24 protein-coding genes and 1 riboswitch are annotated in these 25,109 nt (G+C 59.2%); of the genes, 8 read left to right on the top strand and 16 right to left on the bottom strand.

Annotated features, from left to right (window positions below; translation table 11 throughout):
* Positions 1 to 12 precede the first annotated feature (12 nt).
* The 6 genes from MTP42_RS03720 to MTP42_RS03695 all read right to left on the bottom strand — a co-directional run bounded on the left by MTP42_RS03720 (position 13) and on the right by MTP42_RS03695 (position 5,531).
* Positions 13 to 1,344, bottom strand: a complete 1,332-nt coding sequence (locus tag MTP42_RS03720; protein WP_097772645.1) for a DUF512 domain-containing protein — start codon at positions 1,342 to 1,344, stop codon at positions 13 to 15.
* A 91-nt stretch (positions 1,345 to 1,435) separates the two neighbouring features.
* A complete protein-coding gene (gene rpmF, locus MTP42_RS03715) occupies positions 1,436 to 1,615 on the bottom strand; it encodes a 50S ribosomal protein L32 (protein WP_005920250.1) in 180 nt (59 codons plus the stop codon).
* 26 nt (positions 1,616 to 1,641) lie between these two features.
* Positions 1,642 to 2,142 (bottom strand): YceD family protein, encoded by a 501-nt coding sequence (locus MTP42_RS03710; RefSeq protein WP_097770854.1) that lies wholly within the window; start codon positions 2,140 to 2,142, stop codon positions 1,642 to 1,644.
* A 134-nt stretch (positions 2,143 to 2,276) separates the two neighbouring features.
* Entirely contained in the window at positions 2,277 to 2,681 is a 405-nt protein-coding gene (locus tag MTP42_RS03705) for a hypothetical protein (RefSeq protein WP_035394124.1), read from the bottom strand.
* A gap of 59 nt (positions 2,682 to 2,740) precedes the next feature.
* Positions 2,741 to 4,072 (bottom strand): glucose-6-phosphate isomerase, encoded by a 1,332-nt coding sequence (locus MTP42_RS03700; protein ID WP_249257998.1) that lies wholly within the window; start codon positions 4,070 to 4,072, stop codon positions 2,741 to 2,743.
* Positions 4,073 to 4,292: 220 nt separating this feature from the next.
* Positions 4,293 to 5,531 (bottom strand): D-alanyl-D-alanine carboxypeptidase family protein, encoded by a 1,239-nt coding sequence (locus MTP42_RS03695; protein ID WP_269076664.1) that lies wholly within the window; start codon positions 5,529 to 5,531, stop codon positions 4,293 to 4,295.
* Between the two features lie 281 nt (positions 5,532 to 5,812).
* Between MTP42_RS03695 and mtaB the strand changes: the two genes are divergently transcribed.
* The 3 genes from mtaB to MTP42_RS03680 all read left to right on the top strand — a co-directional run bounded on the left by mtaB (position 5,813) and on the right by MTP42_RS03680 (position 9,634).
* Positions 5,813 to 7,108 (top strand): tRNA (N(6)-L-threonylcarbamoyladenosine(37)-C(2))-methylthiotransferase MtaB, encoded by a 1,296-nt coding sequence (gene mtaB / locus MTP42_RS03690; RefSeq protein WP_249257997.1) that lies wholly within the window; start codon positions 5,813 to 5,815, stop codon positions 7,106 to 7,108.
* Positions 7,109 to 7,337: 229 nt separating this feature from the next.
* Entirely contained in the window at positions 7,338 to 8,891 is a 1,554-nt protein-coding gene (locus tag MTP42_RS03685; RefSeq protein ID WP_215666418.1) for a 4Fe-4S dicluster domain-containing protein, read from the top strand.
* A 266-nt stretch (positions 8,892 to 9,157) separates the two neighbouring features.
* Positions 9,158 to 9,634 (top strand): pilin, encoded by a 477-nt coding sequence (locus MTP42_RS03680; protein WP_117505748.1) that lies wholly within the window; start codon positions 9,158 to 9,160, stop codon positions 9,632 to 9,634.
* A gap of 49 nt (positions 9,635 to 9,683) precedes the next feature.
* Here the strand turns inward: MTP42_RS03680 and MTP42_RS03675 are convergent, their stop codons facing one another.
* Positions 9,684 to 9,896 (bottom strand): hypothetical protein, encoded by a 213-nt coding sequence (locus MTP42_RS03675; RefSeq protein WP_005932932.1) that lies wholly within the window; start codon positions 9,894 to 9,896, stop codon positions 9,684 to 9,686.
* 168 nt (positions 9,897 to 10,064) lie between these two features.
* Between MTP42_RS03675 and MTP42_RS03670 the strand changes: the two genes are divergently transcribed.
* The 4 genes from MTP42_RS03670 to MTP42_RS03655 all read left to right on the top strand — a co-directional run bounded on the left by MTP42_RS03670 (position 10,065) and on the right by MTP42_RS03655 (position 13,043).
* Positions 10,065 to 10,898, top strand: coding sequence for a bifunctional hydroxymethylpyrimidine kinase/phosphomethylpyrimidine kinase (locus MTP42_RS03670; RefSeq protein ID WP_243138700.1), 834 nt, complete (start codon positions 10,065 to 10,067; stop codon positions 10,896 to 10,898).
* A 10-nt stretch (positions 10,899 to 10,908) separates the two neighbouring features.
* The gene (locus MTP42_RS03665) at positions 10,909 to 11,415 is read left to right on the top strand and encodes a tRNA (cytidine(34)-2'-O)-methyltransferase (protein ID WP_035394116.1); all 507 of its coding nucleotides are present in this window, start codon (positions 10,909 to 10,911) and stop codon (positions 11,413 to 11,415) included.
* A complete protein-coding gene (locus MTP42_RS03660; RefSeq protein ID WP_330221138.1) occupies positions 11,406 to 12,293 on the top strand; it encodes a DegV family protein in 888 nt (295 codons plus the stop codon). Before MTP42_RS03665 ends, MTP42_RS03660 begins: the two co-directional genes overlap by 10 nt.
* Before the next feature lie 114 nt (positions 12,294 to 12,407).
* A riboswitch (PreQ1-III riboswitch) is annotated at positions 12,408 to 12,508 on the top strand.
* 7 nt (positions 12,509 to 12,515) lie between these two features.
* On the top strand, positions 12,516 to 13,043 hold the full coding sequence (locus tag MTP42_RS03655) for a QueT transporter family protein (RefSeq protein WP_035394114.1): 528 nt from the start codon (positions 12,516 to 12,518) through the stop codon (positions 13,041 to 13,043).
* A gap of 122 nt (positions 13,044 to 13,165) precedes the next feature.
* On the opposite strand, the gene MTP42_RS03650 is transcribed toward MTP42_RS03655, so the two are convergent.
* The 8 genes from MTP42_RS03650 to MTP42_RS03615 all read right to left on the bottom strand — a co-directional run bounded on the left by MTP42_RS03650 (position 13,166) and on the right by MTP42_RS03615 (position 22,912).
* Positions 13,166 to 14,386 (bottom strand): M20 metallopeptidase family protein, encoded by a 1,221-nt coding sequence (locus MTP42_RS03650; protein WP_227622315.1) that lies wholly within the window; start codon positions 14,384 to 14,386, stop codon positions 13,166 to 13,168.
* Positions 14,387 to 14,414: 28 nt separating this feature from the next.
* Positions 14,415 to 14,753 (bottom strand): type II toxin-antitoxin system HicB family antitoxin, encoded by a 339-nt coding sequence (locus MTP42_RS03645; protein ID WP_117505747.1) that lies wholly within the window; start codon positions 14,751 to 14,753, stop codon positions 14,415 to 14,417.
* Complete coding sequence (locus MTP42_RS03640) at positions 14,750 to 15,004, bottom strand: type II toxin-antitoxin system HicA family toxin (RefSeq protein WP_097770846.1); 255 nt, start codon at positions 15,002 to 15,004, stop codon at positions 14,750 to 14,752. Before MTP42_RS03640 ends, MTP42_RS03645 begins: the two co-directional genes overlap by 4 nt.
* Before the next feature lie 63 nt (positions 15,005 to 15,067).
* The gene (secA, locus tag MTP42_RS03635) at positions 15,068 to 17,908 is read right to left on the bottom strand and encodes a preprotein translocase subunit SecA (protein WP_242888455.1); all 2,841 of its coding nucleotides are present in this window, start codon (positions 17,906 to 17,908) and stop codon (positions 15,068 to 15,070) included.
* Between the two features lie 233 nt (positions 17,909 to 18,141).
* The gene (locus tag MTP42_RS03630; RefSeq protein WP_249257995.1) at positions 18,142 to 19,041 is read right to left on the bottom strand and encodes a CinA family protein; all 900 of its coding nucleotides are present in this window, start codon (positions 19,039 to 19,041) and stop codon (positions 18,142 to 18,144) included.
* Positions 19,042 to 19,060: 19 nt separating this feature from the next.
* Complete coding sequence (locus MTP42_RS03625; protein WP_249257994.1) at positions 19,061 to 20,380, bottom strand: competence/damage-inducible protein A; 1,320 nt, start codon at positions 20,378 to 20,380, stop codon at positions 19,061 to 19,063.
* A 5-nt stretch (positions 20,381 to 20,385) separates the two neighbouring features.
* A complete protein-coding gene (thiI, locus tag MTP42_RS03620) occupies positions 20,386 to 21,585 on the bottom strand; it encodes a tRNA uracil 4-sulfurtransferase ThiI (RefSeq protein ID WP_005932913.1) in 1,200 nt (399 codons plus the stop codon).
* Positions 21,586 to 21,760: 175 nt separating this feature from the next.
* On the bottom strand, positions 21,761 to 22,912 hold the full coding sequence (locus MTP42_RS03615) for a cysteine desulfurase family protein (RefSeq protein WP_097770842.1): 1,152 nt from the start codon (positions 22,910 to 22,912) through the stop codon (positions 21,761 to 21,763).
* Between the two features lie 182 nt (positions 22,913 to 23,094).
* Between MTP42_RS03615 and MTP42_RS03610 the strand changes: the two genes are divergently transcribed.
* Positions 23,095 to 23,997, top strand: a complete 903-nt coding sequence (locus MTP42_RS03610) for a GDSL-type esterase/lipase family protein (RefSeq protein ID WP_156061869.1) — start codon at positions 23,095 to 23,097, stop codon at positions 23,995 to 23,997.
* A gap of 479 nt (positions 23,998 to 24,476) precedes the next feature.
* On the opposite strand, the gene MTP42_RS03605 is transcribed toward MTP42_RS03610, so the two are convergent.
* Positions 24,477 to 25,073, bottom strand: a complete 597-nt coding sequence (locus MTP42_RS03605) for a hypothetical protein (protein WP_249257993.1) — start codon at positions 25,071 to 25,073, stop codon at positions 24,477 to 24,479.
* Positions 25,074 to 25,109: the final 36 nt, after the last annotated feature.

Raw genomic sequence — 25,109 nt, 5'->3', positions numbered from 1 at the left:
TTCCTCCTTTCGTTATGCTCTTCTTCTTCTCGAAATATGCAGGCCGGTGCGGAGCAGGGCTTTTGCCTCATCGCCGCCGCCCACCGGCAGCACCTCGACCTTGACCCCCAGCCGTTCGCCCAGCTGGGCAATGGTCATATCATCGAGGAACGTATCTTTTTCTTCCCGCAGCATGACAGCGGGGATGCCCAGGGTGCCGCTTTCCAGCTTTCCCTCACACTGGGCAATGATATCGGTGGCGGTGACAAGCCCTGCCACGCCCACGTTGCCGCCAAAGAAATTATTCTTGACAACGTGAACTTTTACACCGATCATGGGGTACTGGCGGTGGAGCTCGTCCATCAGCTCAGTGATGAGGGGGCCTGCCATGGTACCGGTGACCACATCGATCTGCTTGGTGCCGTAGATACGGTGGGGCCTGTCCAGCTCTGCCCGGAATTCATCCTCGAACAGGCGCATCATGCCCACGCCGTTTTCCAGCTGGTCAAAGTCCTCATAGAACTCCGCCGGGGGGATGGGCCGCCCCGCCTTGAGATACCACTCATCGCTGGGGTAGATGATGCGCTTGCCGTGGCGGCGCTTGCACTCATCGCCAAACTCCTCCATAATGTCGATGACAGCGGCGCTGGTCTCGGCATCATAGGGGGTCTGCTTGAACAGATTCTGGCGGTAATCCGTCACACCGCAGGGCACAGCGGCAATGCTCTGCACCATAGGGGTCAGCTCCAGCAGGTCGCCCAGGGTACGGCGAAGCTCTTCGCCATCGTTGATGCCCCGGCAGAGCACCAGCTGACAGTTGACGGCGATGCCGCCCTCCACCAGACGGGGCAGGTACTTGAGCACCTCGCCGCCCCGCTTGTTGGCCAGCATCCGGACACGGAGCTGGGGGTTGGTGGTGTGCACCGAGATGTTGATGGGCGAGATGTGCATCTTAATGATGCGGTCGATCTCGTGATCCTGCATATTGGTCATGGTGATGTAGTTGCCGAACAGAAAGCTCAGCCGCTCGTCATCATCCTTGAAATACAGGCTCTCGCGCATACCGGGGGGCAGCTGGTCGATGAAGCAGAACATGCAGTGGTTGGAGCAGGAATGCTTCTGGTCGCCCAGATAGGTGGAGAAATCGCAGCCAAAGGGGCCGCGCTCCGCGCGCCGGACATCCCACTCCCGGATGCCGTCGGCAACCTTTGCCTTCAGGTGAAAGCTGCTGCTGTCGGTATAAAAATCATAGTCCAGCGTATCGTTCAGCTCATTTTCGTCCACGCTCAGCAGCTCATCGCCGGGCTGCAGGCCCAGCGCCTCGGCTTCACTGCCCGCATCGATGCGGTCGATCTTGATCGCCATTGCATTTCACCTCCAGACAAAGAAAGAAGGGGAAGGCATTGCGCCATCCCCTTCTCAACATAACACCAATGTGCCACCAATTTTGCGCAAATTAGGCCTTCTTGATGACTTCCTCGCCCTTGTAGTAACCGCAGTTGCCACATGCCTGGTGGGGGAGCTTCAGAGAGCCGCAGTTGCTGCACTTGACCAGTGCGGGGGCCTCCAGCTTCCAAACATTGCTGCGACGCTTGTCGCGGCGGGCCTTGGAAAGATGTCTCTTAGGTACTGCCATATTTTTGCACCTCCTTGATGGGTTTCTCAGTTCAGCAGTGATTTGAGGATCGCGAGCCTTGCGTCAACAGGAGCGGCTTTGTCTTCCTCCGGCGGGCAGGTACAATCTGCCCTCTTCTTGCCGCACCGGGGGCACAACCCCGGGCAGTCGGCGCTGCAAAGCAGCACCGTGGGGATCTGGAACATAAACTCCTGGGCAAGCCATTCATCCACATCCAGATGTCCTTTTTCGTCCAGCGGAAGCTCGAAATCCGGGTCATCCAGATCCCGCTCCTTTGCTGTCCACTCCGCTTCAACTGTCTCTTCCCGCTCAACCGGGTCCAGACAGCGGGCGCACTCTCCGTGCACCAATGCTTTTGCCCGCAGTGTCATCCGGACCTCGTCGCCATCCGGCTCAGCGGTAAAGCTGGCCGTCACGGGCTGTTCGATCCTTGCACCGGCAAAGTCCCGTGCAGACAAATCACAGGGAAACTCTGCATGGTAAGGCTGTGTGCCGGTTGCGATAAACTTTCTCAGGTCAAATTGCATAGTACACCTCATAAAAGGCTGCTTTGTTAGTATAGCGCCAAAGCCAACCTTTGTCAACACCAAAACAGGCAGAAAACCGAAAAAATTTTGATTTTCCGGTTTCCTGCCCGTTGGAATGCGCTCAGTTCAGAAAATTACAGGTACTTTTTCACGTCGTGGGGCAGAGCAGCCTCGTCAGCACTGACAGTAACAGTGACCTTGACGGAATCGCCTGCAATGGCGGCCATCTCGTCCAGCACAGCGCCCAGACGGTTGATATCGTGATCCAGCACCTTCAGGATGCCGTCGATGTACAGGTCGGTGATATCGTAGTTGCTTGCCATCAGGCCGGCAACAAAGCCGTACAGCATCTCGCCGCCGGCGATCTTATACTCATCCAGATCGATCAGACGTGCAGCGGGGGCGATGTCGTAAGTCAGCTTCATGCCTTTTTCCACGACGACGACGTTGCCCTTGGAGGTCTTGACCGCGTCATTGATCTGGTCGATCATTGCCTTGGTCTTGCCGGAGCCCTTGGTACCAACAATCAGTTTAATCATAGTTCTGTCCTCCTGTATTTTCCACGCCTTGCGGCGGGAGATCATTTTTTGTTTCCTGCTTACTTCAACTTTGCTTCCAGCTCGGCGGTCAGGTTCTCGTAACCCGGCTTGCCCAGCAGAGCGAACATGTTCTTCTTGTAGCTCTCGACACCCGGCTGGTTGAAGGGGTTCACGCTCAGCAGGTAGCCGCTGCATGCACAGGCACGCCAGAAGAAGTAGATGAGGTAGCCTACATTATAGGCAGTCAGGTCGTCCACCTCGATCAGTACCTCAGGCACGCCGCCGTCGGTGTGGGCAAGGATGGTGCCCTCCATGGCCTTGCGGTTGACCACGCTCATATTCTGGTCCGCCAGGAAGTTCAGGCCGTCGAAGTTGCCCTTCAGCTCGTCGATGAACAGATCCTGCGCAGGCTTTTTGACATCCACGATGGTCTCGAACATGATGCGGGAGCCTTCCTGGATGAACTGACCCATGGAATGCAGGTCGGTGGAGAAGATGCAGCTTGCGGGGAACAGGCCCTTGTTGTCCTTGCCCTCGCTCTCGCCGAACAGCTGCTTATACCACTCGTTCATCAGGGTGAAGTTGGGCTCGTAGCACTCCAGGATCTCAACAGCCTTGCCCTTGCGGTACAGGATGTTGCGGATGGCGGCATACTTGTAAGCGTCGTTGTCCGGGCTCAGCACGGAGAAGCGCTCCATGGCATCGGCTGCGCCCTTCATCAGCTCGTCGATGCTGATCCCGGCGGCAGCGATGGGCAGCAGGCCCACAGCGGAGAGAACGGAGTAGCGGCCGCCCACATCGTCAGGAACCACGAAGGTGGGCCAGCCCTGCGCGTCAGCCAGCTGCTTCAGGGTGCCTTTGGCACGGTCAGTGGTGGCATAGATGCGCTTGTTGGCTTCCTCAACACCCATCTCATCCTCCAGCAGCTTGCGCAGAACACGGAACGCCAGGCTGGTCTCGGTGGTGGTACCGGACTTGGAGATGACATTGATGGAGAACTTCTTTCCCTTGCACAGAGCAATGATATCATTCAGGTAGCTGGGGCTGATGCTGTTGCCGCAGAAGTAGATCTTGGGGCCATCCTCCAGCTCGTTGTGATACAGACCCTTGACGGCCTCGATCACAGCGCGGGCACCCAGATAGCTGCCGCCGATGCCGGCAACCACCAGCACCTCAGAGTCCTCACGGATCTTCTTGGCAGCTTCCTTGATGCGGGCAAACTCTTCCTTGTCGTAATCGCGGGGCAGGTACATCCAGCCCAGGAAATCATTGCCGGGGCCATTCTTGGCTTCCAGCTGGTTGTGAGCCGCTTCCACCTGAGGATAAATGGCCTTATATTCCTCTTCGTTGATAAAACCGGAGAGGTGCTTTGTATTCAGAACGACGCTCATTCTATCAGAACCTCCAAACGTTTTTACGGGACGTGCTCCCTGAGGGTTTTGTTAGTATAAGTGTACCGTTCCAATCGTGCAAAGTCAAGGCCAAAATCCCCGGATTTCATACAATTTTAATAGTGTTCTTTTGGCTGTCCTGACATCTTTTGTTCAGGCCCGCCAACGCTGCTTTGTTTCTGCTAACCGCTTTTATTCGGTGATGTGTTTCTTTTGTCCGCTATGCTCCCAGCAGGCACTGCCACAGCAGCTCCAGCGCGCCGCCAAAGGTCAGCAGCGGGGCATCCGCGGCCGCTTTTACTTCGTATTCATTCAATAAGGTATCATCCTGAAAAATGCTCACCTTTCCCACTGTCTGCCCCTTTTCCACGGGGGCTTCCAGCGCCTCGGGTAGGGTCAGCTCAGCCCGCAGGGCAGAGGCCGTTTCCTTCTCTATCAGGATCGTCTCGGGCAGGGCGGCGTAATCCAGCGGCACGCTGTCCTCGGCGCTGCCCTTTACGGCCAACGCCAGCGGGCGCTCCGGCAGGGTGGGCAGCGGGGCGGCGGCATAGTTGGCAAAACCGTAGTCCAGCAGGGTGGTTGCGGAGTGGAACCGGTCGGCGCTGGAGGGTGACCCCAGCACCACGGCGATCAGGGTCAGGCCGTCCCGGGTGGCGCTGGCGCTGATGCAGACCCCCGCCCCGCTGGTGGTGCCGGTCTTGAGCCCGGTGATGCCGCTGTACCGGCGCAGGAGCTTGTTGGTGTTCACCAGCTGGGTCTGGCCGTTCCGCAGGCTGTCCGTCCAGATGCCGGTATAGTGCAGCAGCTCCGGGCAGGTATTGAGAAGGTACCGGCTCAGAACGGCAACATCCCGCGCCGTGGAGAGATGGCCCTCGGTGTCCAGCCCGCAGGCGTTCCGGAAGGTGGTGTTGGTCATTCCCAGCTCCGCCGCCCGGGCGTTCATCTGTTCCACGAACACCGGCTCGCTGCCGCCCACCAGCTCGGCCACTGCCACAGCGGCATCGTTGGCTGAGGAAACGCAGATGGCCCGCAGCATCTCATCCAGCGTGAACTGCTCCCCGGGCTCCAGCCAGATCTGACTGCCGCCCATGTGGTAGGCGTGTTCGCTCACCGGCACGGGGGTATCGAGGGTCAGTTTTCCATCGCGGATGGCCTCAAAGGTCAGCAGCAGGGTCATCAGCTTGGTGATGGAAGCAATGGGCATCCGCTCATCCGGTGCTTTCTCATAGAGCACCCGGCCTGTCTCCGGCTCCATGAGGATTGCCGCCCGGCATTCCAGCTGCAGCCCGCTGTTGGCCAGTGCCGCCGCCAGCACCGCCGGGGCATCCGCCTGCACTGCCGGTCCCGTTCCCCCAATGGCCACCCGCAGCCCGGCCCCCTGTGCCGTACCCACAGCCAGCGCAAACAGCCAGAAGCAGAGCACCCCCGCGCAGAGCAGGGCCAAATTTCTCCGTTCCATTCCTCGTACCTCCCCGCGTAAAGTCTCTGGTTGCATTCTATGCAAAAAAAGAGGGGTCAATGCCCTTTTCTACGGGATGAAAATCTGCTATAATAGGAGAGTTTATAAACACTTTAGCTGGCTCACCCTCTCAGGCCGCTTCGCGTCCAGCTCTCCCAAAGGGAGAGCTTTTGACAAAACCAGTAACTTTGCATGGATTGCCAAAGCCTCGCCCTTCGGGAGAGGTGGCAGCGCGTCAGCGCTGACGGAGAGGGTGAGGCCGTTCATCTGAGAGGATCTTTATGCGAGTTTGTTTTTATACCCTTGGCTGCAAGGTCAACCTGAACGAGACCGGCGCGCTGGAGCAGATGTTCCGGGGCGCTGGCTTCACCATCGTGCCGGAGGGCGAAGAAGCGGATGTTTTTGTGGTGAACAGCTGCACCGTGACCAACTTCGGCGACCAGAAGAGCCGCAAGTGGCTGCGCCGCGCCAAGCGCGAAAATCCCGGTGCCGTGACCGTGCTCACCGGCTGCTATCCTCAGGCTTTCCCCGAGGAGGCTGCCCAGTTCATGGAGGCTGACCTCGTCTGCGGCAACGGAGACCGCAAGGCCATCCTGGACAATGTGCTCAAGCTGCTGGACGGCCACGAGCGCATCGTTGCCGTTACGCCCCACCAGCGGGGCGAGCTGTTTGAGGAGCTGCCCGTGGAGCGGTTCGAGACCCACACCCGCGCCTTTATCAAGGTGGAGGATGGCTGCAACCGCCAGTGTGCCTACTGCGTCATCCCCCGCGCCCGCGGCCCGGTGCGCAGCCGCGCCGAAGACAGCATCCTGAAGGAGCTGCGCCAGCTGGCCGCCTCCGGCTACCGCGAGGTCGTGCTCAGCGCCATTTCCCTGCCCAGCTACGGTCTGGACACCGGGACCAATCTGGTGGAGCTGGTGGAAAAATGCGCTCAGGTGGAGGGCATCAAGCGGATCCGCTTGGGCAGCCTGGACCCCGACATGCTGACCCCGGAGTTCATCACCCGGCTGGCAGCGGTGGAAAAGCTCTGCCCCCAGTTCCACCTCAGCCTGCAGAGCGGCTGCACCTCCACCCTGCGCCGGATGCGCCGGGTCTACACCGCGGAGCAGTACACCCAGGTGGTGGATCAGATCCGCGCCGCCTATGGGGAGCGCCCTGTCAGCTTTACCACCGACTGCATCTGCGGCTTCCCCGGTGAGACCCAGGCCGACTTTGAGGAAAGCTGTGCCTTCCTCAAAAAGATCGGCTTCCTGAAGGTCCATGTGTTCCCCTACTCCCGCCGCAGCGGCACCCCGGCTTATGATTTTCCTGCGCAGGTGCACGAGCGGGAGAAGCAGGCCCGCAGCCGCGAGATGAACGCGCTGGCCGAGGAGGTCCGCCGGGAAGTGCTGGCCGCCCATGTCGGCACCGAGGACGAGGTCCTGCTGGAAACACCCCTCTCCGAGACGCTGTTCACAGGCTACACCCGGCTGTACATCCCGGTGGTGGTCTCTGCCCCCGGCCACAAGAGCGGCGAGATCGTTCACGTCAGGCTGGGCGAGTACGATGGCGAACGCGTCCGTGCAGCACTCTGCTAAAAAAGTTCGTTAAATCTTGTACATCCTGTACCATTTGCTAATTCTTTAACATATTTGAAGTTTTCTCTTTTCACGCAGGCCCGTTTATGTTAAAATAAAACTGGATATCTGGGTCGGAGCGCCGGTTGCAGCGGTGCGGTACCAGCCGGCCCGGAGCAAAGCAAATTCCGCCTGCCGCAGTCCAGTGTGGGGCGGGATGTTTTCTGTTTCTGAACAAGGAGAGATTGGAATGAGTTTTCGAGGAATCAATACCACAGTCATTCAGATCCGCCGTCAGGTGTTTACCGAGGTTGCCCGCATGGCTTACGCCAACGTCAAGGGCGAGCAGGCCAACCACCTGATGCGCAAGATCCCCTACACCATCATCCCCGGTGAGGAAGGCAAGCTGCGCAAGGACATCTTCCTGGAGCGCGCCATCGTCGAGGAGCGCGTCCGTCTGGCCATGGGCCTGCCCACCCGCCGCATGGACGAGCACAACAGTGTGGTCTCGGGCCTGGAGGATGCTTCCATTGCCGATAAGTATTATGATCCCCCGCTGGTGAATGTGATCAAGTTCGCCTGCAACCGCTGCCCCGAGAAGCTGGTCAAGGTCTCTGACCTGTGCCAGGGCTGTCTGGCCCACCCCTGTATGGAAGTCTGCCCCAAGAAGGCCATCACCTGGGAGAGCGGCCGTTCCACCATCGATCAGGAAAAGTGCATCAAGTGCGGCCGCTGTGCCACCGTCTGCCCCTACAACGCCATCGTCAAGACCGAGCGTCCCTGCGCCGCTGCCTGCGGCATGGGTGCTATCCACTCTGACGAGCTGGGCCGTGCCGAGATCGATTACAGCAAGTGCGTTTCCTGCGGCCAGTGTCTGGTGAACTGCCCCTTCGGCGCTATTGCCGACAAGGGCCAGATCTACCAGCTGATCCAGGGCTTCAACCGCGGCGACCGCATCTACGCTCTGGTTGCTCCCGCCTTCGTCAACCAGTTCCCCTCTCTGGCTTCCACCGGCAAGCTGAAGGCTGCCCTGAAGGCCATCGGCTTCTACGATGTCGTGGAGGTCGCCATCGGTGCTGACCTGTGCACCGTGGACGAGGCCCACGACTTCCTGGAGGAAGTTCCCGGGAAGCTGGACTTCATGGCTACCTCCTGCTGCCCCGCATGGAGCATGATGGCAAAGACCGCCTTCCCCGCTCTGGCCAAGAACATCTCCATGACCATGACCCCCATGGTGTTCACCGCCCGCATGATGAAGCAGAAAGACCCCACCGCCCGCATGTGCTTCATCGGCCCCTGCGCCGCCAAGAAGCTGGAAGCTTCCCGCCGCACCGTCCGCTCTGACGTGGACTTTGTGCTGACCTTTGAGGAGCTGGCCGGTATCATCGAGGGCAAGGATCTGGACATCGATCTGCTGGAAGTGGATGAGAACGAGGCAGCACTCTGCTCCGCCTCTGCTGCAGGCCGCGGCTTTGCACAGTCCGGCGGCGTTGCCAATGCCGTTGCCAACAAGATCAAGGAATGGCACCCCGATATGGAGGTCAAGATCGCATCCGCACAGGGTCTGGCCGACTGCAAGAAGCTGCTGATGCTGGCCAAGGCCGGCAAGTACAACGGTTACCTGCTGGAGGGCATGGGCTGCCCCGGCGGCTGCATCGGCGGTGCCGGCACCATTGCCGACCCCGCACGCACCGCTATCCAGCTGAACAAGTATATGAAGGAAGCTCCCTTCACTGACCCTGAGCAGAGCCCCTATATGAGCGAGATCCACGTTCTGAAGGACGACCCCAATTTTGAGCTGTAATCTCTCCGTCACCTGCGGCTTGCCTCCCCTATTACGGGATCTGGTGCAAAGCGCCTGAGAGGTTTTACAATATCCGCTTCCCGCACAGGGGAGCGGATATTTTTTCTACTTTTGATTTTATAAGTGAAACTTTTTTGTGAAAAACTCACGAAGCAGATTGACATATTATCGCTGGCGTGATATTTTGGCGTTGACAAACCCTGTGTTCTGCCCCAACAGGACACCAGAGCAGGCCGCACACGCGCGGCCAGGAAAGGTTGATCTTTATGAAAAATACATTCAAACGCTCCGGCGCAGCGCTGATCTCGCTGGTACTGCTGTTGGTGCTGGCTGTCAGTGCCGGTGCCGCCAGCAGCCAGAATGTCGGTGTGAAATTCTGGAAGGAACGCTCCGATAAGGAATCCATGGCCAACAGCGGCATCGATTCCAACCGCACCGCCACCCTCACCCGGCAGGCCAACGGCACTTACACCCTGACCCTGCCGGTCATGCAGGTATCCAAGCTGGGTGTCACCGGCTATCTGTCCGGCCTGACCATCGGCGATGTGACCTACGACGGCACCCTGACCGGTGATTTCAACAAGGCCACGGCGGTGCTCACCATCAAGAACCTGCCCGCCTCGGTGCTCACCGGCAGCGATGTGAACAAATCGGTCCTTGTGACCTGCAACATTCAGATGGACCTGCAAGTCCTGGGCGAGATCAACACCAGTGCCCGGATGTGTATCTGGAACCAAAAGTAAATGGCAAGCAAAAAGGCAGAGCCCACGGGCCCTGCCTTTTTGTTTGCCCTCACAGATCCATCCTGCGCTCCACGAGATCCGTGACCATGGTGTCCAGCTGGCTCATGGCGCGTTCCGCGCCCTTGGCCAGCTTGCGTGCGGTGCGCTTGACCTGCCGCTGGTTCTGTGCCATTGCCATGGTGCCCACGGCCCCCAGGGCCGCGCCTGCCGCCATGCCCAGCAGAACACTGCCGGAGGAAGGCTGACGATTTGTGTTTTTCATGTGGCTCTCTCCTTTCCACTGTGTGATTTTTTGCCGCTGTGGCTAGTATTTCCTGTAAAGAATCCGGTATGCGCTTTTTTTGTCCCGCAAAATGTGGTATACTGTATCATACGCTGAGAAACTGGGCCCTGTGCGGCCCGTGGATGGCGCAAAGGAGGATCCTTTTTGTTGAAACCGACTGAACCGAAAAAAATTCTCTGCATTCACGACCTCTCCGGCATGGGCCGGTGCAGCCTGGCGGTCATCCTGCCGGTGCTGTCCGTTATGGGCTGCCAGCCTGTGGCCCTGCCCACCGTGGTGCTCTCCACCCACACGGGCGGTCTGGGCACACCGGCACGGCTGGACGGTGCCGCCTACGGGCTGGCCGCTCTGAAGCACTACCGGGAGCTGGGTGTGGAGTTTGACTGTATCTATACCGGCTACTTAGGCGGCGAGGAGCAGGTGGCGCTGGCCGAAAAGGCGTTCGATCTCTGGCCCGCTGCCCGCAAGGTGGTGGACCCTGTGATGGGGGACAACGGCAAGGCCTACTCCACAGTGACCCCGGCTCTCATCGACCGGATGCGCGGGCTCTGCCGCCGGGCAGACCTGATCCTGCCCAACGCCACCGAGGCCGCCCTGCTGCTGGAGCGGGAGCCCCAGACCGACGCATTCGATGACGCTTCCGCTCAGGCGCTGGCCGACGAGCTGCTGACGCTGGCCCCCAGCGCGGTGGTCACCGGCCTCGCACTGGGCAAGTACATCGGCTGCGCAGGCTCCGGCCGCGAGCGTTTCGTCATCAAAAAACTGCACATCAGCCGTAGCTTCCCGGGCACGGGTGATCTGTACGGTGCCGTGCTCATTGGCTCACTGATCCAGGGCAACGCCCTGAGCGCCGCTGCCGACAACGCCGCCGAGTTCGTCTCGCTGGCCATTCAGCAGACCCCCGCCGATCAGGACACCCGGTACGGTGTCTGGTTCGAGCCCCTGCTGCCCCGGCTCTGCCCGGTGAGCTGGAATGACTGAGGAGGCCGCCATGAGCGAAAAACCGACCCTGAATATCGTTCTGGTAGAGCCGCGTATCCCCCAGAACACCGGCAACGTGGCCCGCACCTGTGCCTGCACGGCCTGCCGCCTGCATCTGGTGGGGCCCATGGGCTTTGCCATCGATGACAAAAAGCTCAAGCATGCCGGGCTGGATTACTGGCACTACCTCGACATCAATTACTATGATGGGCTGGAGGATTTCTTTGCCCGGAACAAAGGCCCGTTCTACTACTTTACCACAAAAGCGCCCCAGCGCTACACCGACATCCAGTACCCGGACGGGGCTTATCTCGTGTTCGGGCGGGAGGATGCCGGCCTGCCTGAGGCATTGCTGGCGGCCAATCAGGAGCACTGCATCCGGATGCCCATGCGGGATACCTGCCGCAGCCTGAACCTTTCCAACAGTGTGGCTGTGGGTGTGTACGAGGTCCTGCGCCAGTGGGATTTTCCGGAGCTGCTGGATCATGGCCGCCTGCGAGAATATGAATGGAAATGAGGGACATTATGAGCAAGATCGCGATCCTGACCGATTCCTCCTGCGATATCCCGCAGGAGCTGGCCGAGAAGTACGGCATTGATATTATGAGCTTTCACATCCTGCTGGATGATGTAGACTATATCGAGCGTGAGAGCTGCACCAATGAGGAGTTCTACGAAAAGATGCGCGCCGCCAAGGGCATTCCCTCCACGGCTGCCATCACCCCCATCCAGTTCTGCGAAAAGTACTGCCAGTATGTGGACGAGGGCTACACCGATGTGATCCATGTACCCATCAACCGCAGCGGCTCCTCCACCTACAACAACGCTGTGATGGCTCAGGGGATGCTGCGGGAAGAGCGCCCGGAGCACCACCTGCGGATCCATCTGCTGGACCCGCACACCTACTCCATGCCCTTTGGCTGGTATATCTGCGAGATGGCACGCAAGCTGCAGAACGGTGCGGAGATCAGCCACGTCATTCAGGAGTTCGAGACCCAGATGGACAAGATGGAGATCGTTCTCGGACCTTACAGCCTGAAGCAGATGAAGAAAAGCGGCCGCATCTCTGCCGCCGCCGCCGTCATGGGCGAGCTGATGGGCATCCGCCCCATCATCACCCTGATCGATGGAAAGACCAAAGTGGAGGCCAAGGTGCGCGGTGATGACAAGGTCGTGCCCGCCATGGTGGAGCTGGCCAAAAAGCGCAGCGAAGGTGTGGAGGACTTTGATTATATGATCGGCCACACCAACATTCCCCAGAAGGATGATCTGATCAAGGCCTGCCGCAAGGCGTTCGGCAAGGACCCGCTCATCACCTTCCCGCTGGGCGGCGTTGTTTCCGCCAACACCGGCCCCGATACCATTGCTCTGGTCTACGTTGGCCACACACGCTGAGTTTTTTCTGAGAACTGCCCGCCGCGGCAGTTCTTTTTTGTTTGCAGGCCGTTGCATTTTGCGGCAATTTATGCTATACTCCCTTTTGCTGTGCTTTTGTGCGGCAACCTGAAAGAGCAACTTAGGATTTTAGGCTCCCCGACGTGTCTCGAACCATGCCGGGCCAAACCCATAGGGCTGGCGGTCCCTGTGCGGTCAAAATTCATCCGCCGGAGTATTGTTATGAATCAGAATTTTACTGTCCGCAAACTGGCCCGCTGCGCTGTGGTCGCAGCTCTCTATGTGGTGCTCTGCATGGCGCTGCAGCCGTTCTCCTACGGTGCGGTGCAGGTGCGTGTTGCCGAGGCCCTCTGCCTGCTGCCCGTGTTCGGTGCCGAGTACATCGTGGGCGTGGTGCTGGGCTGCTTCCTGGCAAACCTGCTGGGCTCCACCATCGTGGATGTTATCTTTGGCACCCTGGCCACCCTGCTGGCCTGTGTTGTGACTTACAAACTGCGGAACGTCCGCTTCAAGGGTCTGGCCATCGTGCCTTCCCTGCCGCCCGTGCTCTTCAATGCGGTCATCATCGGCATTGAGATCGCCGTCATGTTCCCCGATCCCTCTTCCTCCGCTCCGCTGTGGCTGGCCTGCATCACCAACGGCATCTCCGTCGGTATCGGTGAGCTCATCAGCTGCACCGTGCTGGGCGTGCTGCTGGTGAAGATCGTGGAGACCAACACCTCCCTGCGCAAAGTGTTCCTGGAAGCCTGATCGAGCAGGCAGACAAGACAGATTCATAAGGCAAAGGCTTTTCCGTTGCTCGGCCTTTTTGCCCATCATATAGAAAGACCTCCTCTGGCCGTTTTCCAGAGGAGGTCTTTGTTTTTATCCGATCACTTGTGCTCCTGCAGCCAGCGCAGGGCCATATAGGCATAGGCCGCGCTGCCCTCAAAGAGGACGCTGTCATCAAACTTCACCTTGGGGTGATGCTGGCCGTAGGTGTAGCCCTCGTTGGCGTTGCCCGCCGTCAGGAACATGCTGACGGTGGGCACCTCATGGCTGACGAACGCGAAATCCTCGCTGCCGCCGCCGGGCTTGCCGCCGGTCATCGGGGTCATATCCATTGCACCCTTGCCCAGCAGCTCACCCATATAGGTCAGGGCGTTGCCGGCAAGCTCCTTGTCCACCACCATGCAGGGGCAGTAATCACTGAAGGTGATCTCGGCGGTGCAGCGGTAAGCCGTAGCCACCCCCTGTGCGATCTCGGTCATCCGCTTGTGCAGCAGCTCCGTCACTGCGCCCTCGGGGTCGGTGGTGCGGATGGTGCCCCACATCTCCGCGCTGTCCGGGATGACATTGGAGGCCGCGCCTGCCTGGAAGCGGCCGGTGGTGAACACGCCAAAGCTGTGGGCATCCAGCTCCCGGCTGTTGATCTCCTGCAGGGCAATGTGGATGTGTGCCGCCGCCGTGATGGGGTCGATGCATTTTTCCGGCATGGAACCGTGGCCGCCCTTTCCGTGGACGATGATGTGATACTGCTCACAGCTTGCCATGGTGATGCCGCCGCAGGCAGGCACCAGCACCACACCGGCGGGAATGGGCATTCCGCCCAGCACATGGAACATGACTGCCGCATCCACGCTGGGGTTTTCCAGCAGGCCGTTGGCGATCATATCGGGGGAGCCCTGGAAGATCTCCTCGGCGGGCTGGAACTCCAGCTTGACGGTGCCCTCGATCTCATCCTCGTGCTCCTTGAGCAGTTGGGCAGCACCCAGCATCATTGCCGTGTGCATATCGTGGCCACAGCCGTGCATCTTGCCCGGCACCTCGGAAGCGTAATCCACGCCGGATTCCTCCTGAATGGGCAGGGCATCCATATCGCCCCGCAGCAGGATGGTTTTGCCGGGCTTTTTGCCGCCTGCCAGCGCAATGACACCGGCCTTGCCGCAATCCTTGGGCTCGTAGCCCATCTCGGTCAGGGCCTTTTTCACCAGTGCCTTGGTCTGGGTCAGATCAAAGCCCACCTCCGGGTGACGGTGCAGGGTGCGCCGCCACTCCACCAGCTGGGGTTCCAGCGCCTGGGCACGGCCCAGCAGTTCTTTTGCAGTCAACATATCAGTCAGCTCCCGTTCTGTTTGATTTTCAGCCTGCATGGACAGCCTGTTCAATGGAATTTTCCACCAGACTGTTCAGACTCATATTGTGGGCCATTGCAAAAATGACCGCCTGCTTGTGCAATTCCGGGGAAATGCGGACATTGAAGCTCCCCTTATAGGCACGTTCCGGTTCGGTGTGTTTTTCCTCGCACAATGCCAGATAATCATCCACTGCACCGTGGAAATCATTTACCAGCTCTGCAGCGGTGCTGCCCTCGTAAGAGATCAGAGCCCGGATCCCCATGACCTTGCCATAAAACAGGCCATCTTCCTCCGAGAACTCCACACTGCCAACATAGCCCTTGTACTCCATCGTGTTATTCACAGAAGTCCCTCCTGTTCCAGAATTTGAATCAATTGCTTGACCTGATATTCCAGCAGTTCTTTTCGGGGATGGGGTTTATGCATCAAGATCGGTGGATACTGTTCCGATACGAACACAATGCGGGAACCGCTGGTACGGCCCTTGTTGGAGCGCTCATACCCAAAATATCGCAGCAGGCTTTCGGCATCATCAAAGGTAAAAGTCTTTGGCTTGGCTTTCAGCCGCTCGATCAGCTTTTCTTTCTGCCCCATATCCTCATCCTACTTCCAGTATAGCACGTTTTTCTTTATTTGCAACTATTTTTAGTTGCCAGCTCAATTTTCCCCGCCGTTGCTCCCTTCGGGGTGATACTGGGCGCAGGTGCACTTTTTCCACTTGAGGCCGCTGCCGCAGGGGCAGGGGTCATTGCGGCCGATCTTGATGACCCGGACAGGCTGGCCCTTGGGGGCACCCTTGACACCGGGCGCGCCGTTGCCGGGCACAAAGCCCTCGCCGGTGGGCTTGGCCACCTGCTCCCGTTTGGGGGCTGCACCGGCCTGCCGCACCTCGATGGTCAGCAGCATCTTGATGCTGGACTCCCGGATGGAATCCACCATCTGGTCGAACATATCAAAGCCCTCGATGCGGTATTCCACCACGGGGTCCTTCTGGCCGTAACCACGGAGGGCGATGCCCTGCCGCAGCTGATCCATGTTGTCGATGTGATCCATCCACATCCGGTCCACGCACTTGAGCAGGCAGATGCGCTCCAGCTCACGCATGACCGGTGCGCCGTACCGCACCTCCTTGGCCTGCAGGATCTGCATTCCGCGGTCGTAGAGCAGATCGGCGATGCCCTTCTGGGAGAGGCTGTCGTAATCGGCCACAGTGTAGTGGAAGTCGGCATCGGTGGTCAGCCAGCCCTGATAGTGGCGGCGCAGGGCACCAAAGTCCCACTCGTCCTTCACATCTCCAGCCAGGAACTGCTTGCAGCTGGAATCAATGTTCTCCCGCAGCATGTTGTGCATCTCGGTGCTGATATCCTCACCGTCCAGCACCTTGCGGCGCTGGCCATAGATGATCTCGCGCTGCTGATTCATCACGTCGTCGTACTTCAGCACGTTCTTACGGATCTCAAAGTTGCGGCCCTCCAGCTTTTTCTGGGCGCTCTCCAGCGTGCTGGTGATCATCCGGTTCTCAATGGGGGTATCCTCGTCCAGCTTGAGGGTATCCATCAGGCTGGAAACGCGGTCACCGCCGAACAGGCGCATCAGGTCATCTTCCAGGCTCAGGTAGAAGCGGGACGCGCCGGGGTCGCCCTGACGGCCTGCACGGCCGCGCAGCTGGTTATCGATGCGGCGGCTCTCATGCCGCTCCGTACCGATGATGAACAGACCACCGGCCTTGCGCACTTCCTCTGCCTCGGCGCTGATGGCCGGCTTGTACTGGGCATACAGCTCCTCAAATCGTTTCCGCACCGCCAGGATCTTTTCATCGTTGGTGTCGCCGTGGCCGTCGGCCTCAGTCAGCAGGAGCTCCACCGCATTCGGGTCAGCATCCTGCGGCTTTTCGGGGTCGAGCAGGTTCTCACAGAAGTGTTCCCTGCGCATCTGGGCCTTGGCCATGAACTCAGCGTTGCCGCCCAGCATGATATCAGTACCACGGCCTGCCATGTTGGTGGCAATGGTGATGGCACCCTTTTTGCCGGCCTGCGCCACGATCTCGGCTTCACGCTCATGGTTCTTGGCGTTCAGGACATTGAAATCGCGGGTGTACTTCTGCAGCATTCTGGCCAGCGTCTCGCTCTTTTCCACGCTGACGGTACCCACCAGAACCGGCTGGCCGTTCTTGTGGCATTCCAGCACCTGCTCAATGACAGCCTTGTATTTGCCGTTGACGGTCTTGTAGACCGCGTCCGGGTAATCCTTGCGGATGTTGGGGCGGTTGGTGGGCACAGTGACGATGTTCAGGCCGTAGATCTCGGTGAACTCGGTGGCTTCCGTCTTGGCGGTACCGGTCATGCCGGACAGCTTCTTGTACATGCGGAAGTAGTTCTGGAAGGTGATGGTCGCCAGCGTCTTGCTCTCGGCGGCGATCTTCACACCCTCCTTGGCCTCAATGGCCTGATGCAGGCCCTCGTTGTAGCGGCGGCCGATCATCAGGCGGCCGGTGAACTCGTCCACAATGATGACCTCGCCGTTCTTCACGACATAGTCGATATCCTTCTGCATCACGCCGTAAGCCTTGATGGCCTGATCGATGTGGTGGGCCAAGGTCATATTCTCAGCAGCGGCCAGATTCTCGACCTTGAAGTATTCCTCGGCCTTCTGGATGCCCTTGGCGGTCAGGGTGCAGGTCTTGTGCTTTTCGTCCACGACATAATCGCCGTCGGTCTGCTCATCGGCCTCCACCTTATCTTCCAGCTCGACCACCACGCTCTTGTGCAGGGTGCGGACGAAGCGATCCACCTGAGTGTACAGGCTGGAGGAATCCTCGCCCTTGCCGGAGATGATCAGAGGGGTGCGGGCCTCATCGATCAGGATGGAGTCCACCTCATCGACGATGGCAAAGGCGTGGCCGCGCTGCACCATGTTGTCCTTATAGGTCACCATGTTGTCGCGCAGGTAGTCGAAGCCGTACTCATTGTTGGTACCGTAGGTGATATCGGCGTTGTAGGCGCGGCGGCGGGCATCGCCATCGATGCCCTGCACGATCAGGCCGACATTCAGGCCCAGCCAGCGGTAGAGCTTGCCCATCCACTCGCTGTCGCGCTTGGCCAGGTAATCGTTGACGGTGACGATGTGCACGCCCTCGCCGGTCAGGGCGTTCAGGTAGGCGGGCAGGGTGGCCACCAGGGTCTTGCCTTCACCGGTCTGCATCTCGGCAATGGAGCCGCGGTGCAGGGCAATGCCGCCCATGATCTGCACAGGGAAGTGCTTCATGCCCAGCACGCGCCAGGCAGCTTCGCGGCAGACAGCAAAGGCATCGGGCAGGATATCATCCAGCGTCTCGCCGTTTGCCAGCCGCTCTTTCAGGGCCGGGGTCTGCGCCTGCAGCTCGGCATCGGACATCGGCTGATACTTTGTTTCCAGTGCCAGCACCTTTTTGGTAATGGGATTGATCTTTTTCAGCTCCCGGTCAGAGAAGCTGCCAAAGAGTTTTTCAGCAAGGGACATTGTTACACCTCATCTATCAAAAATCGGGGCGGCAGGCCGCCCAACAGCGGAAAAACCACATACTGTTTATATGATACACCAAAGCTGAAAACCCGTCAAACCCGATGGGTGGATTTTATCCGTTTTTTGGGTGAACTTTCTGTTAATTTAGAAAAAACGACCCTCTCCGTCATTGCTGTGCCATGCCGCTTGCCGTGTTGCGGCGCGCGGCGGCGTGACAGAGAGGGTCATTCTTATACCAATGTCGCCCCCGGGCGGGGAACGTGCTCCGTCAGCAGAGCGCGCAGCTGTTCCGGCAGGGCGTAGAAATTGCCGTTGGTATATTCCCACGCCCCCACCGCCGCAAGAGCCGCCAGCAGAGCCAGCACCAGCAGCGTCATGCACACCCGGCGCAGGGGATGCCGCTTGGGTTGAGGGCCGGGCGGAACGTCCTTCTTTGCAGCCCTGCGGGCAGGCAGGAAGCCCGTCCCCTCAGCCTGAGGCTTGTTTGCCGCCGTGCGCCGGATAATATCCAGCAGCCAGAGGGCAGGGTTCTCCCCCGCCGGGACGGTGCGCAGAAAGCAGCCCTTCCTGCAGCTGAGCACCAGCACACAGTCACTTTCCCGCTCGGCACAGGCGGCAGAGAGATCTGCCCCCACCACGCGGCGGGCAGCCTGAGCCCGGGCCAGCGCCTGCCGGAGCGGGTCGGTGCAGTCCTTGGGCAGGCGGGCACGGGCACGCTTTTCGATCAGCGGGCCGGTCTTGGGGTTGGCATAGCTCACCGCGCCAAAATCAAAGACCTTCTCGGCCCCGGGCAGGTTCTCAAGCCGGGCTTCCAGCAGGGCACCGGCGGCAGCATCCGCGCAGATGAGCAGCTTATCGTGCCGTTCCAGCGCCTCCACCACGGCGGCAGGCAGAGTGGTCTCCCCTGCCCCGTACAGGTCTGCCGAAAACGCCTGCCGCAGGGCCTGCGCGGCCTTTTTCAGCCCGGAAGGGCTCTGCGCCTGCAGGGCCACCAGCGTTTCCGCGCCCCGGCTCTTCCACTGGGCTGCGGCCCGCCACTGGGGCGGAAAGTTTTCCACCGTTTTGCCCACCGCTGTGGACTGCGCACCGAACAACCGCAGCACACACCCGGTCTCCTGTTGCTGTGTCAACCTGCATTCCCCCTGCCTTTTAGTGGCCCAGGAACACCTCGTTCAGCTTGTCCAGCGCTTCGGCGCTGTGCTGTGCGTCCCGGGCAAGGGGCTCTGTGCCTGCAGGAACTTTTCCCTGTGCCAGCCGCAGGGCCAGCTCCAGGGCGGCCTGCGCGGCACGGGCACGCACCAATGCACGGTCGGGCCGGGAGACGGACAGCTTTTTTACATACACCGTCTCGCCCCGGGCCGCACCCAGATACACCGTGCCCACCGGGCGGAGGGCATCTCCACCGGTCGGCCCGGCCACACCGGTCACGCTGATGCCGATCTCAGCACCGGCGGCCTGTGCGGCCCCCAGCGCCATCTGGGCGGCCACAGGGGCCGACACCACATTGTACTTTGCAATGACATCCGGTTCCACGCCCACCAGCCTGGCCTTGGCGGCCTCCCAATAGGTCACAAAGCCGTAGCCGAACACTTCACTGGAGCCCGGCACCGAGGTGATACGCTGTGCGATCAGCCCGCCGGTGCAGCTCTCGGCGGTGGAGAGGGTGAGCCCCTTTTCCTTTAAGGTGCGCACCAGTGTCTCCTCCAGCCCGGCCACATCCTCATCATACACCGCATCGCCCAGCAGATCATAGAACTTTTTGGCATATTCCCGGCACATTTTTTCGCCTTCCGCATCGGAAGCAGCCCGGGCGGTGATGCGGATCTCGCACTCACCGGTCTTGCAGTAGATGGCGGCAGTCGGGTTGGCGTTTTCCAGCAGATCACGCACCTGATATTCCAGGCTGCTCTCGCCGCCCAGCACCCGCAGGGTGACAGAGTGCAGGGTGCAGTTCTGACGCTTCATCAGCAGGGGGCGAACGCTCTCGTTCCACATGGCCTTCATCTCGCTGGGCACGCCCGGCATCAGGACAGCACAGCGGCCCTCCTGCTCAAACCATGCACCGGGGGCGGTGCCGTGGTGGTTGATGATCTTATGCCCCTTTACAGGCACCATGGCCTGCTTGCGGTTGTTGGGGGTGGTCACCCGGCCGGAGCGGGCAAAATAACCGGTGATCTTCTCCCACTCGCTCTCGTCAAAGACCAGCGTATCGCCATAGCAGGCGGCAACGGTCTCCTTGGTCAGGTCGTCTGCCGTGGGGCCCAGACCGCCGGTGAACACCAGCAGGTCACAGCGTTTCTTTGCCTCGTTGACAAAGTCCGCCAGCCGCCCCTGATTGTCGCCGATGGTGCTCTCCCGCTGGACCGTAATGCCCAGCTCAGCAAGCTCCCGGCTCAGGTACTGGGCATTGGTGTTGAGGATGTTGCCGAGCAGCAGCTCGGTGCCCACACTGATGATCTCCGCTGTCATGCCGCTCACCCCTCAAACTCGATCTCGTCCGTAATGCGGATGCGGATCCGCTCGGTGTTCTCAGCAGCTTCGGCCTCCAGCTCTGCCAGACCGGGCATGGCGGCTTCTGCCTCCAGGATCTCTGCCAGCTCGGGGCGGATCTTCGGGTGCGGCGGGGTGAAGATGGTGCAGCAGTCCTCATAGGGCAGGATGCTGGTCTCGTAGGTGCCAATGTGGCGGGAGGTCTCGATGATCTCGGTCTTGTCCATGCCGATCAGCGGGCGCAGGATGGGCAGATCCTGGGCGGCATCGGTGCACTGCAGGGCCTTGACGGTCTGGCTTGCCACCTGAGCCAGACTCTCGCCGGTGATGAGGGCCTCGCAGCCCTGTCTGGTGGCAATACGATTGGCAATGCGCATCATGCTGCGGCGCATCAGCACCGTGAACAGCACATCGGGGGCATTGTCCCGGATATACTCCTGCGGCTTGGTGTAGGGCACCACAAACAGGTTGGAGCTGCCGGTATAGGGGGTGATCTTCTGGGCCAGAGCTTTAACTTTCAGTTTTGCGCGTTCAGAAGTATACGGAGGGGACGCAAAATGGATGTGATCCAGGGCCAGACCGCGCTTTGCCATCCGGTAAGCGGCCACCGGGCTGTCGATGCCGCCGGAGAGCATATTCAGGGCACGGCCGGAGGTACCCACGGGCAGGCCACCCTCTCCGGGTATTTTCGGGCCATGAATATACGCACCGTAATCGCGAATCTCCACAATGACCTTGAACTGGGGGTTCTTCACATCCACCCGGAGGTAGTTGTGCAGCCCCAGCAGGTAAGCGCCCAGCTCCCGCATCAGCTCAGGGCTGGTCATGGGGTAGGTCTTATCCGAACGGCGGGCCTCCACCTTGAAGGTCTTGATGCCGTGCAGGCTGTCGCCCAGATACTCCTCCGCAGTCCGGCAGATGGTATCAAAGTCCTTTTCGCAGACCACGGCACGGCTCAGCGCCGCCAGACCAAACACGGTGCGCACCCGGTCGAAGGCCAGATCCATGTCCACGTCTTCTTCCTCGGGCTCCATATAAAAGGTGGACTGGGTGCAGTACACCTTGAACTTGCCCACGGTCTTGAGCCGGTAGCGCAGGATCTTCATCATAGCCGACTCAAACTGGTTGCGGTTCAGGCCCTTCAGGGACATCTCGCCCTGATAGCCCATAATAATTTCACGCATAGAGTTCTCCTTAATTATAGCTGGCTCACCCTCTCCGTCAGCGCTGACGCGCTGCCACCTCCCCCAAAGTGGGAGGCCTTGGCATTCCACGCAAAGTTTCCGGTTTTGTCAAGAGCTCCCCCTTTGGGGGAGCTGGACGCGGAGCGGCCTGAGAGGGTGAGGATGCTTTCCTCTTTTACTTTTTGATTCTCTGCAAATGCTTCATGCCGTCCTCGAAGGCGTTGAGGAACGCGTCCACATCCTCGGGGGTGTTGTCCGCACAGAAGGACACGCGGATGGCCGTATCAATGGCCAGCGGGTCCCTGCCCATGGCGGCAAGGGTATGGCTGGGCTGCCCCCGGCCGCAGGCACTGGCCGAGGAGACATAGACCTGCTGCTGTGCCAGATGGGCCAGCATAGTCTCGCTCTTGATGCAGTTCTCGCTGAAGTTCAGCACCTCGGGCACCGCATTGTCCGGGCTGTTGATGACCACCTCCGGGAAGGCTTTCAGCCCTTCCCGCAGGCGCAGGTTCAGGGCGCGCACAGCAGCATCCCGGCTCTTCATGGTCTTGTTCAGGCGGGTGGCCGCGGCAGCAAGGCCCAGCGCATAGGGCAGGTTCTCGGTGCCGGGGCGCTTCTCCCGCTCCTGCTCACCGCCCAGATAGGGAGCCTGGAACGCCTGATACAGGCTGTCGCTCAGGTAGAGCGCACCAATGCCCTTGGGTGCGTGGATCTTGTGGCCGCTGACAGCCAGCGTGTCGATGTTCGCCAGTTTGATGGGCACCCGCATCCAGGCCTGCACGGCATCCACATGGACGATGGTGCGGCTGTTGCGGCGCTTGACCTCGGCGGCCAGACGCTCCACATCGTTCCGGGTGCCGACCTCATTGTTGACCATCATGCAGGCCACAAGGATGGTGTTTTTGTCCACATGGTCCAGCATCCGGTCGATGTCCAGCGTGCCGTCCGGGCCGGGGTCCACCACGGTCACATCATACCCCATGGCGGCCAGACGCTCCAGCGGCTTCTGCACGCTGGGGTGCTCAAAGCCGGACACCACGATGCCCTTACCGAACCTGCGGGTCAGGGCCGCGCCCAGCAGGGCCATGTTGTTGCTCTCGCTGCCGCAGGAGGTAAAATAGAGCTCCCGGCTCTTGCAGCCCAGGGTGCGGGCCACGGCAGCGCGGGCGGCGTTCAGTGCTTCCTCGCTCCGGGCACCGGGGGCATACAGACTGGACGGGTTGGCCCAGTGCTCCCGCATGGCCTTGTTGATGACATCCGCCACTTCCGGGGCCACGATGGTGGTGGCGGCGTTGTCCAGATAATGCAATTCAGGGTTTTGCAGCATAAATTTTGATTCCTGCTTTCTCAGTTACGCCAGCGGCACCCGCCGCCGACAGGATTTCATACTAAACCATGATGATTATACCACAAAGCATCTGCCGCCGTAAAGTAGCACGGCCCACTTGCACGGCCCCGCCGGGTGCTGTATAATGAGGGTAACAAACACAAAGAAAGCCGGGTGTTTTTATGGCCGATTATCAGGAATACCGCCGCCGCATCCTGCGCAAGCGCTGGCGCAGGACTTTTGCCGTTGCCGGGCTGCTGGTGCTGCTCATCCTGCTCAGCGCCGTAGGCCTGCTGTGGAAGCGCCTCCACCGGGAGCAGAGCCCTGCCGCCGTGCAGGGCCCGACCATCTTCCAGCAGGAGCTGCAGAGCAGCGAGTGGAACACCATCAGCTACACGCCCGCGCGGCGGCTGACCGTGCAGACCACCTCTGCCGGGTCCACCGCCATGGATTTCCGGCTGGCCGCGCTGGACCGCACCACCGCCGTGGACCGCAGTTATTTTGCCAACGTCTGTTTTCTGGGCGACAGCCTGACGCAGGGGATGCAGATCTATTCCAGCGGCCTGCCGGAGGCCTCTTTCTGCGCCTACCGGGGCGCAAACCCCAGCGTCGTGGTCAATGGCACCACCTGCAAGCGCTCCGATGGCGGCACCGAGGTCCCCATGGAGGTGCTGACAGCCCGGCAGCCCCCGGTGCTGTATATCCTGCTGGGCACCAACGTGCTCAACCGGGACGGGGATTATTCCAGCTTCCTCACCTACTACCGGCTCATGCTGGATATGATCTCCCAGGCCTTGCCCAACACGCAGATCTACGTGCAGTCCATCACGCCTGTCCGGCCCGAGGTGCGCAACAGCCATCCCGGCCTGTACAAAGAGCGGCTGTGCGAGATCAACAATGAGCTGGCTGCCATTGCGCTGGAAAAGAACTGCGCTTTTCTGAACCTGTGGGAAGCTCTTGCCGACGACAATGGCGACCTGAAAGCCGAATACGCCCAACCTGACGGCATCCACATCAAGCCCGAGGGCTACCCCGCCTGGGTGGAATATCTCGCCACCCACACCGTGGGCCAACAGACGGCTTAAGCTGAATACTCACATAGAAAAACCGCCCTTCCGGCACCAAACCGGAAGGGCGGTTTTGTCATACAAACAGGAACGGGGAACGGCATCTAAACCGTTCCCCATCGATTGGTATTTGGCAGGCGTGGCGTTCTCCTGCATCTCTCAGAGCCTAAGCCCTTGTCGTTACCATCGGCGTGTGGCTGCCACGAAATTGACCACCTCAAATACCTTTCTTATCCTATGTTTAGGATACCACATTTATCCCTTTTTGTAAAGTATCTCACTCTGACGCAAAAGACGGCGGAAGCGTTTCTGGCTGATGCTCCACATCGTGATAATAGAGTTTTTGTATTCTTCCAGATCACTGGAAACTTTCAGCCTCAGAATAATTTCTGCATAACATCTTATAGTTGATTTGTATATAGAAAAGGGAGAGTGGCCTAACACAGGGATTTCATAGAATGGTATTTTGATTTGCCAAACAATAAAACTAAATGTTTTCATTGTTTGACCCGGCCAAGGCAATCAAGTAAGATTTCCGTTATATCTTTTGTTGCTATCGCCGGTTTGTCACTCATAATTTCCCAAACAGGGTTATTGCTACATTCTCCAGAAAAATATTTTCGGGCGCATTCTACTACACCCTTTATATTTTTTGTGTTCAACATAACATCAAAAGCTTCATCGAAAAGAAGCATATCATATTTTGTAGGTTTCTCTTCTTCAAGGTCAACCTCAAAAAGTCGAATTTGCGCTCTCTCTTCTTCCGATTTCTGAGCCCAGCCAGCTTCATATAACACTTTATAATATTCAATATTGTCGAAATAGTAGCTGCAATTTAAACGGCTTGGAAGAAAAGAAAATTCGGTTTCTCTTACAAATTCAAAGATTCCTTCAACACACCATTTTACATATTCACGCCATTCATCACCTTGCAATTTCATCGACGCAATCGTTGTTTCGAGACACTGTTCAGATTGTTCTAATGTGCTGATAACCTCTCTACAACGAATTTCATTTCTCTTGTATCCAGCTTTTAATTTATCCCCAACTTGCAGTGTCTGACTCATGTGGTAAGCTTTCATCTTTTTCTTCACTGCTCCCTCTTTGCTGTACATAGCGCGATCGATTCT

Source organism: Faecalibacterium sp. I2-3-92 (genome assembly GCF_023347315.1).
Classification (GTDB): Bacteria; Bacillota; Clostridia; order Oscillospirales; family Ruminococcaceae; genus Faecalibacterium; species Faecalibacterium duncaniae.
The sequence above is the reverse complement of the archived record's forward strand: the minus strand, read 5'-3'. Positions and strand labels throughout refer to the sequence as shown.

What these genes read in the sequence shown, in the direction of transcription:
- MTP42_RS03650 (WP_227622315.1), bottom strand. Translation starts at nt 14,386, where the DNA reads ATGTTGACTGCAAAAGAACTGCTGGGCCGTGCCCAGGCGCTGGAACCC.
- MTP42_RS03640 (WP_097770846.1), bottom strand. Translation starts at nt 15,004, where the DNA reads ATGGGGCAGAAAGAAAAGCTGATCGAGCGGCTGAAAGCCAAGCCAAAG.
- rpmF (WP_005920250.1), bottom strand. Translation starts at nt 1,615, where the DNA reads ATGGCAGTACCTAAGAGACATCTTTCCAAGGCCCGCCGCGACAAGCGT.
- MTP42_RS03615 (WP_097770842.1), bottom strand. Translation starts at nt 22,912, where the DNA reads ATGCTGCAAAACCCTGAATTGCATTATCTGGACAACGCCGCCACCACC.
- mtaB (WP_249257997.1), top strand. Translation starts at nt 5,813, where the DNA reads ATGCGAGTTTGTTTTTATACCCTTGGCTGCAAGGTCAACCTGAACGAG.
- MTP42_RS03610 (WP_156061869.1), top strand. Translation starts at nt 23,095, where the DNA reads ATGGCCGATTATCAGGAATACCGCCGCCGCATCCTGCGCAAGCGCTGG.
- MTP42_RS03685 (WP_215666418.1), top strand. Translation starts at nt 7,338, where the DNA reads ATGAGTTTTCGAGGAATCAATACCACAGTCATTCAGATCCGCCGTCAG.
- MTP42_RS03665 (WP_035394116.1), top strand. Translation starts at nt 10,909, where the DNA reads ATGAGCGAAAAACCGACCCTGAATATCGTTCTGGTAGAGCCGCGTATC.
- thiI (WP_005932913.1), bottom strand. Translation starts at nt 21,585, where the DNA reads ATGCGTGAAATTATTATGGGCTATCAGGGCGAGATGTCCCTGAAGGGC.
- MTP42_RS03720 (WP_097772645.1), bottom strand. Translation starts at nt 1,344, where the DNA reads ATGGCGATCAAGATCGACCGCATCGATGCGGGCAGTGAAGCCGAGGCG.
- MTP42_RS03655 (WP_035394114.1), top strand. Translation starts at nt 12,516, where the DNA reads ATGAATCAGAATTTTACTGTCCGCAAACTGGCCCGCTGCGCTGTGGTC.
- secA (WP_242888455.1), bottom strand. Translation starts at nt 17,908, where the DNA reads ATGTCCCTTGCTGAAAAACTCTTTGGCAGCTTCTCTGACCGGGAGCTG.
- MTP42_RS03700 (WP_249257998.1), bottom strand. Translation starts at nt 4,072, where the DNA reads ATGAGCGTCGTTCTGAATACAAAGCACCTCTCCGGTTTTATCAACGAA.
- MTP42_RS03625 (WP_249257994.1), bottom strand. Translation starts at nt 20,380, where the DNA reads ATGACAGCGGAGATCATCAGTGTGGGCACCGAGCTGCTGCTCGGCAAC.
- MTP42_RS03660 (WP_330221138.1), top strand. Translation starts at nt 11,406, where the DNA reads ATGGAAATGAGGGACATTATGAGCAAGATCGCGATCCTGACCGATTCC.
- MTP42_RS03675 (WP_005932932.1), bottom strand. Translation starts at nt 9,896, where the DNA reads ATGAAAAACACAAATCGTCAGCCTTCCTCCGGCAGTGTTCTGCTGGGC.
- MTP42_RS03705 (WP_035394124.1), bottom strand. Translation starts at nt 2,681, where the DNA reads ATGATTAAACTGATTGTTGGTACCAAGGGCTCCGGCAAGACCAAGGCA.
- MTP42_RS03710 (WP_097770854.1), bottom strand. Translation starts at nt 2,142, where the DNA reads ATGCAATTTGACCTGAGAAAGTTTATCGCAACCGGCACACAGCCTTAC.
- MTP42_RS03680 (WP_117505748.1), top strand. Translation starts at nt 9,158, where the DNA reads ATGAAAAATACATTCAAACGCTCCGGCGCAGCGCTGATCTCGCTGGTA.
- MTP42_RS03695 (WP_269076664.1), bottom strand. Translation starts at nt 5,531, where the DNA reads ATGGAACGGAGAAATTTGGCCCTGCTCTGCGCGGGGGTGCTCTGCTTC.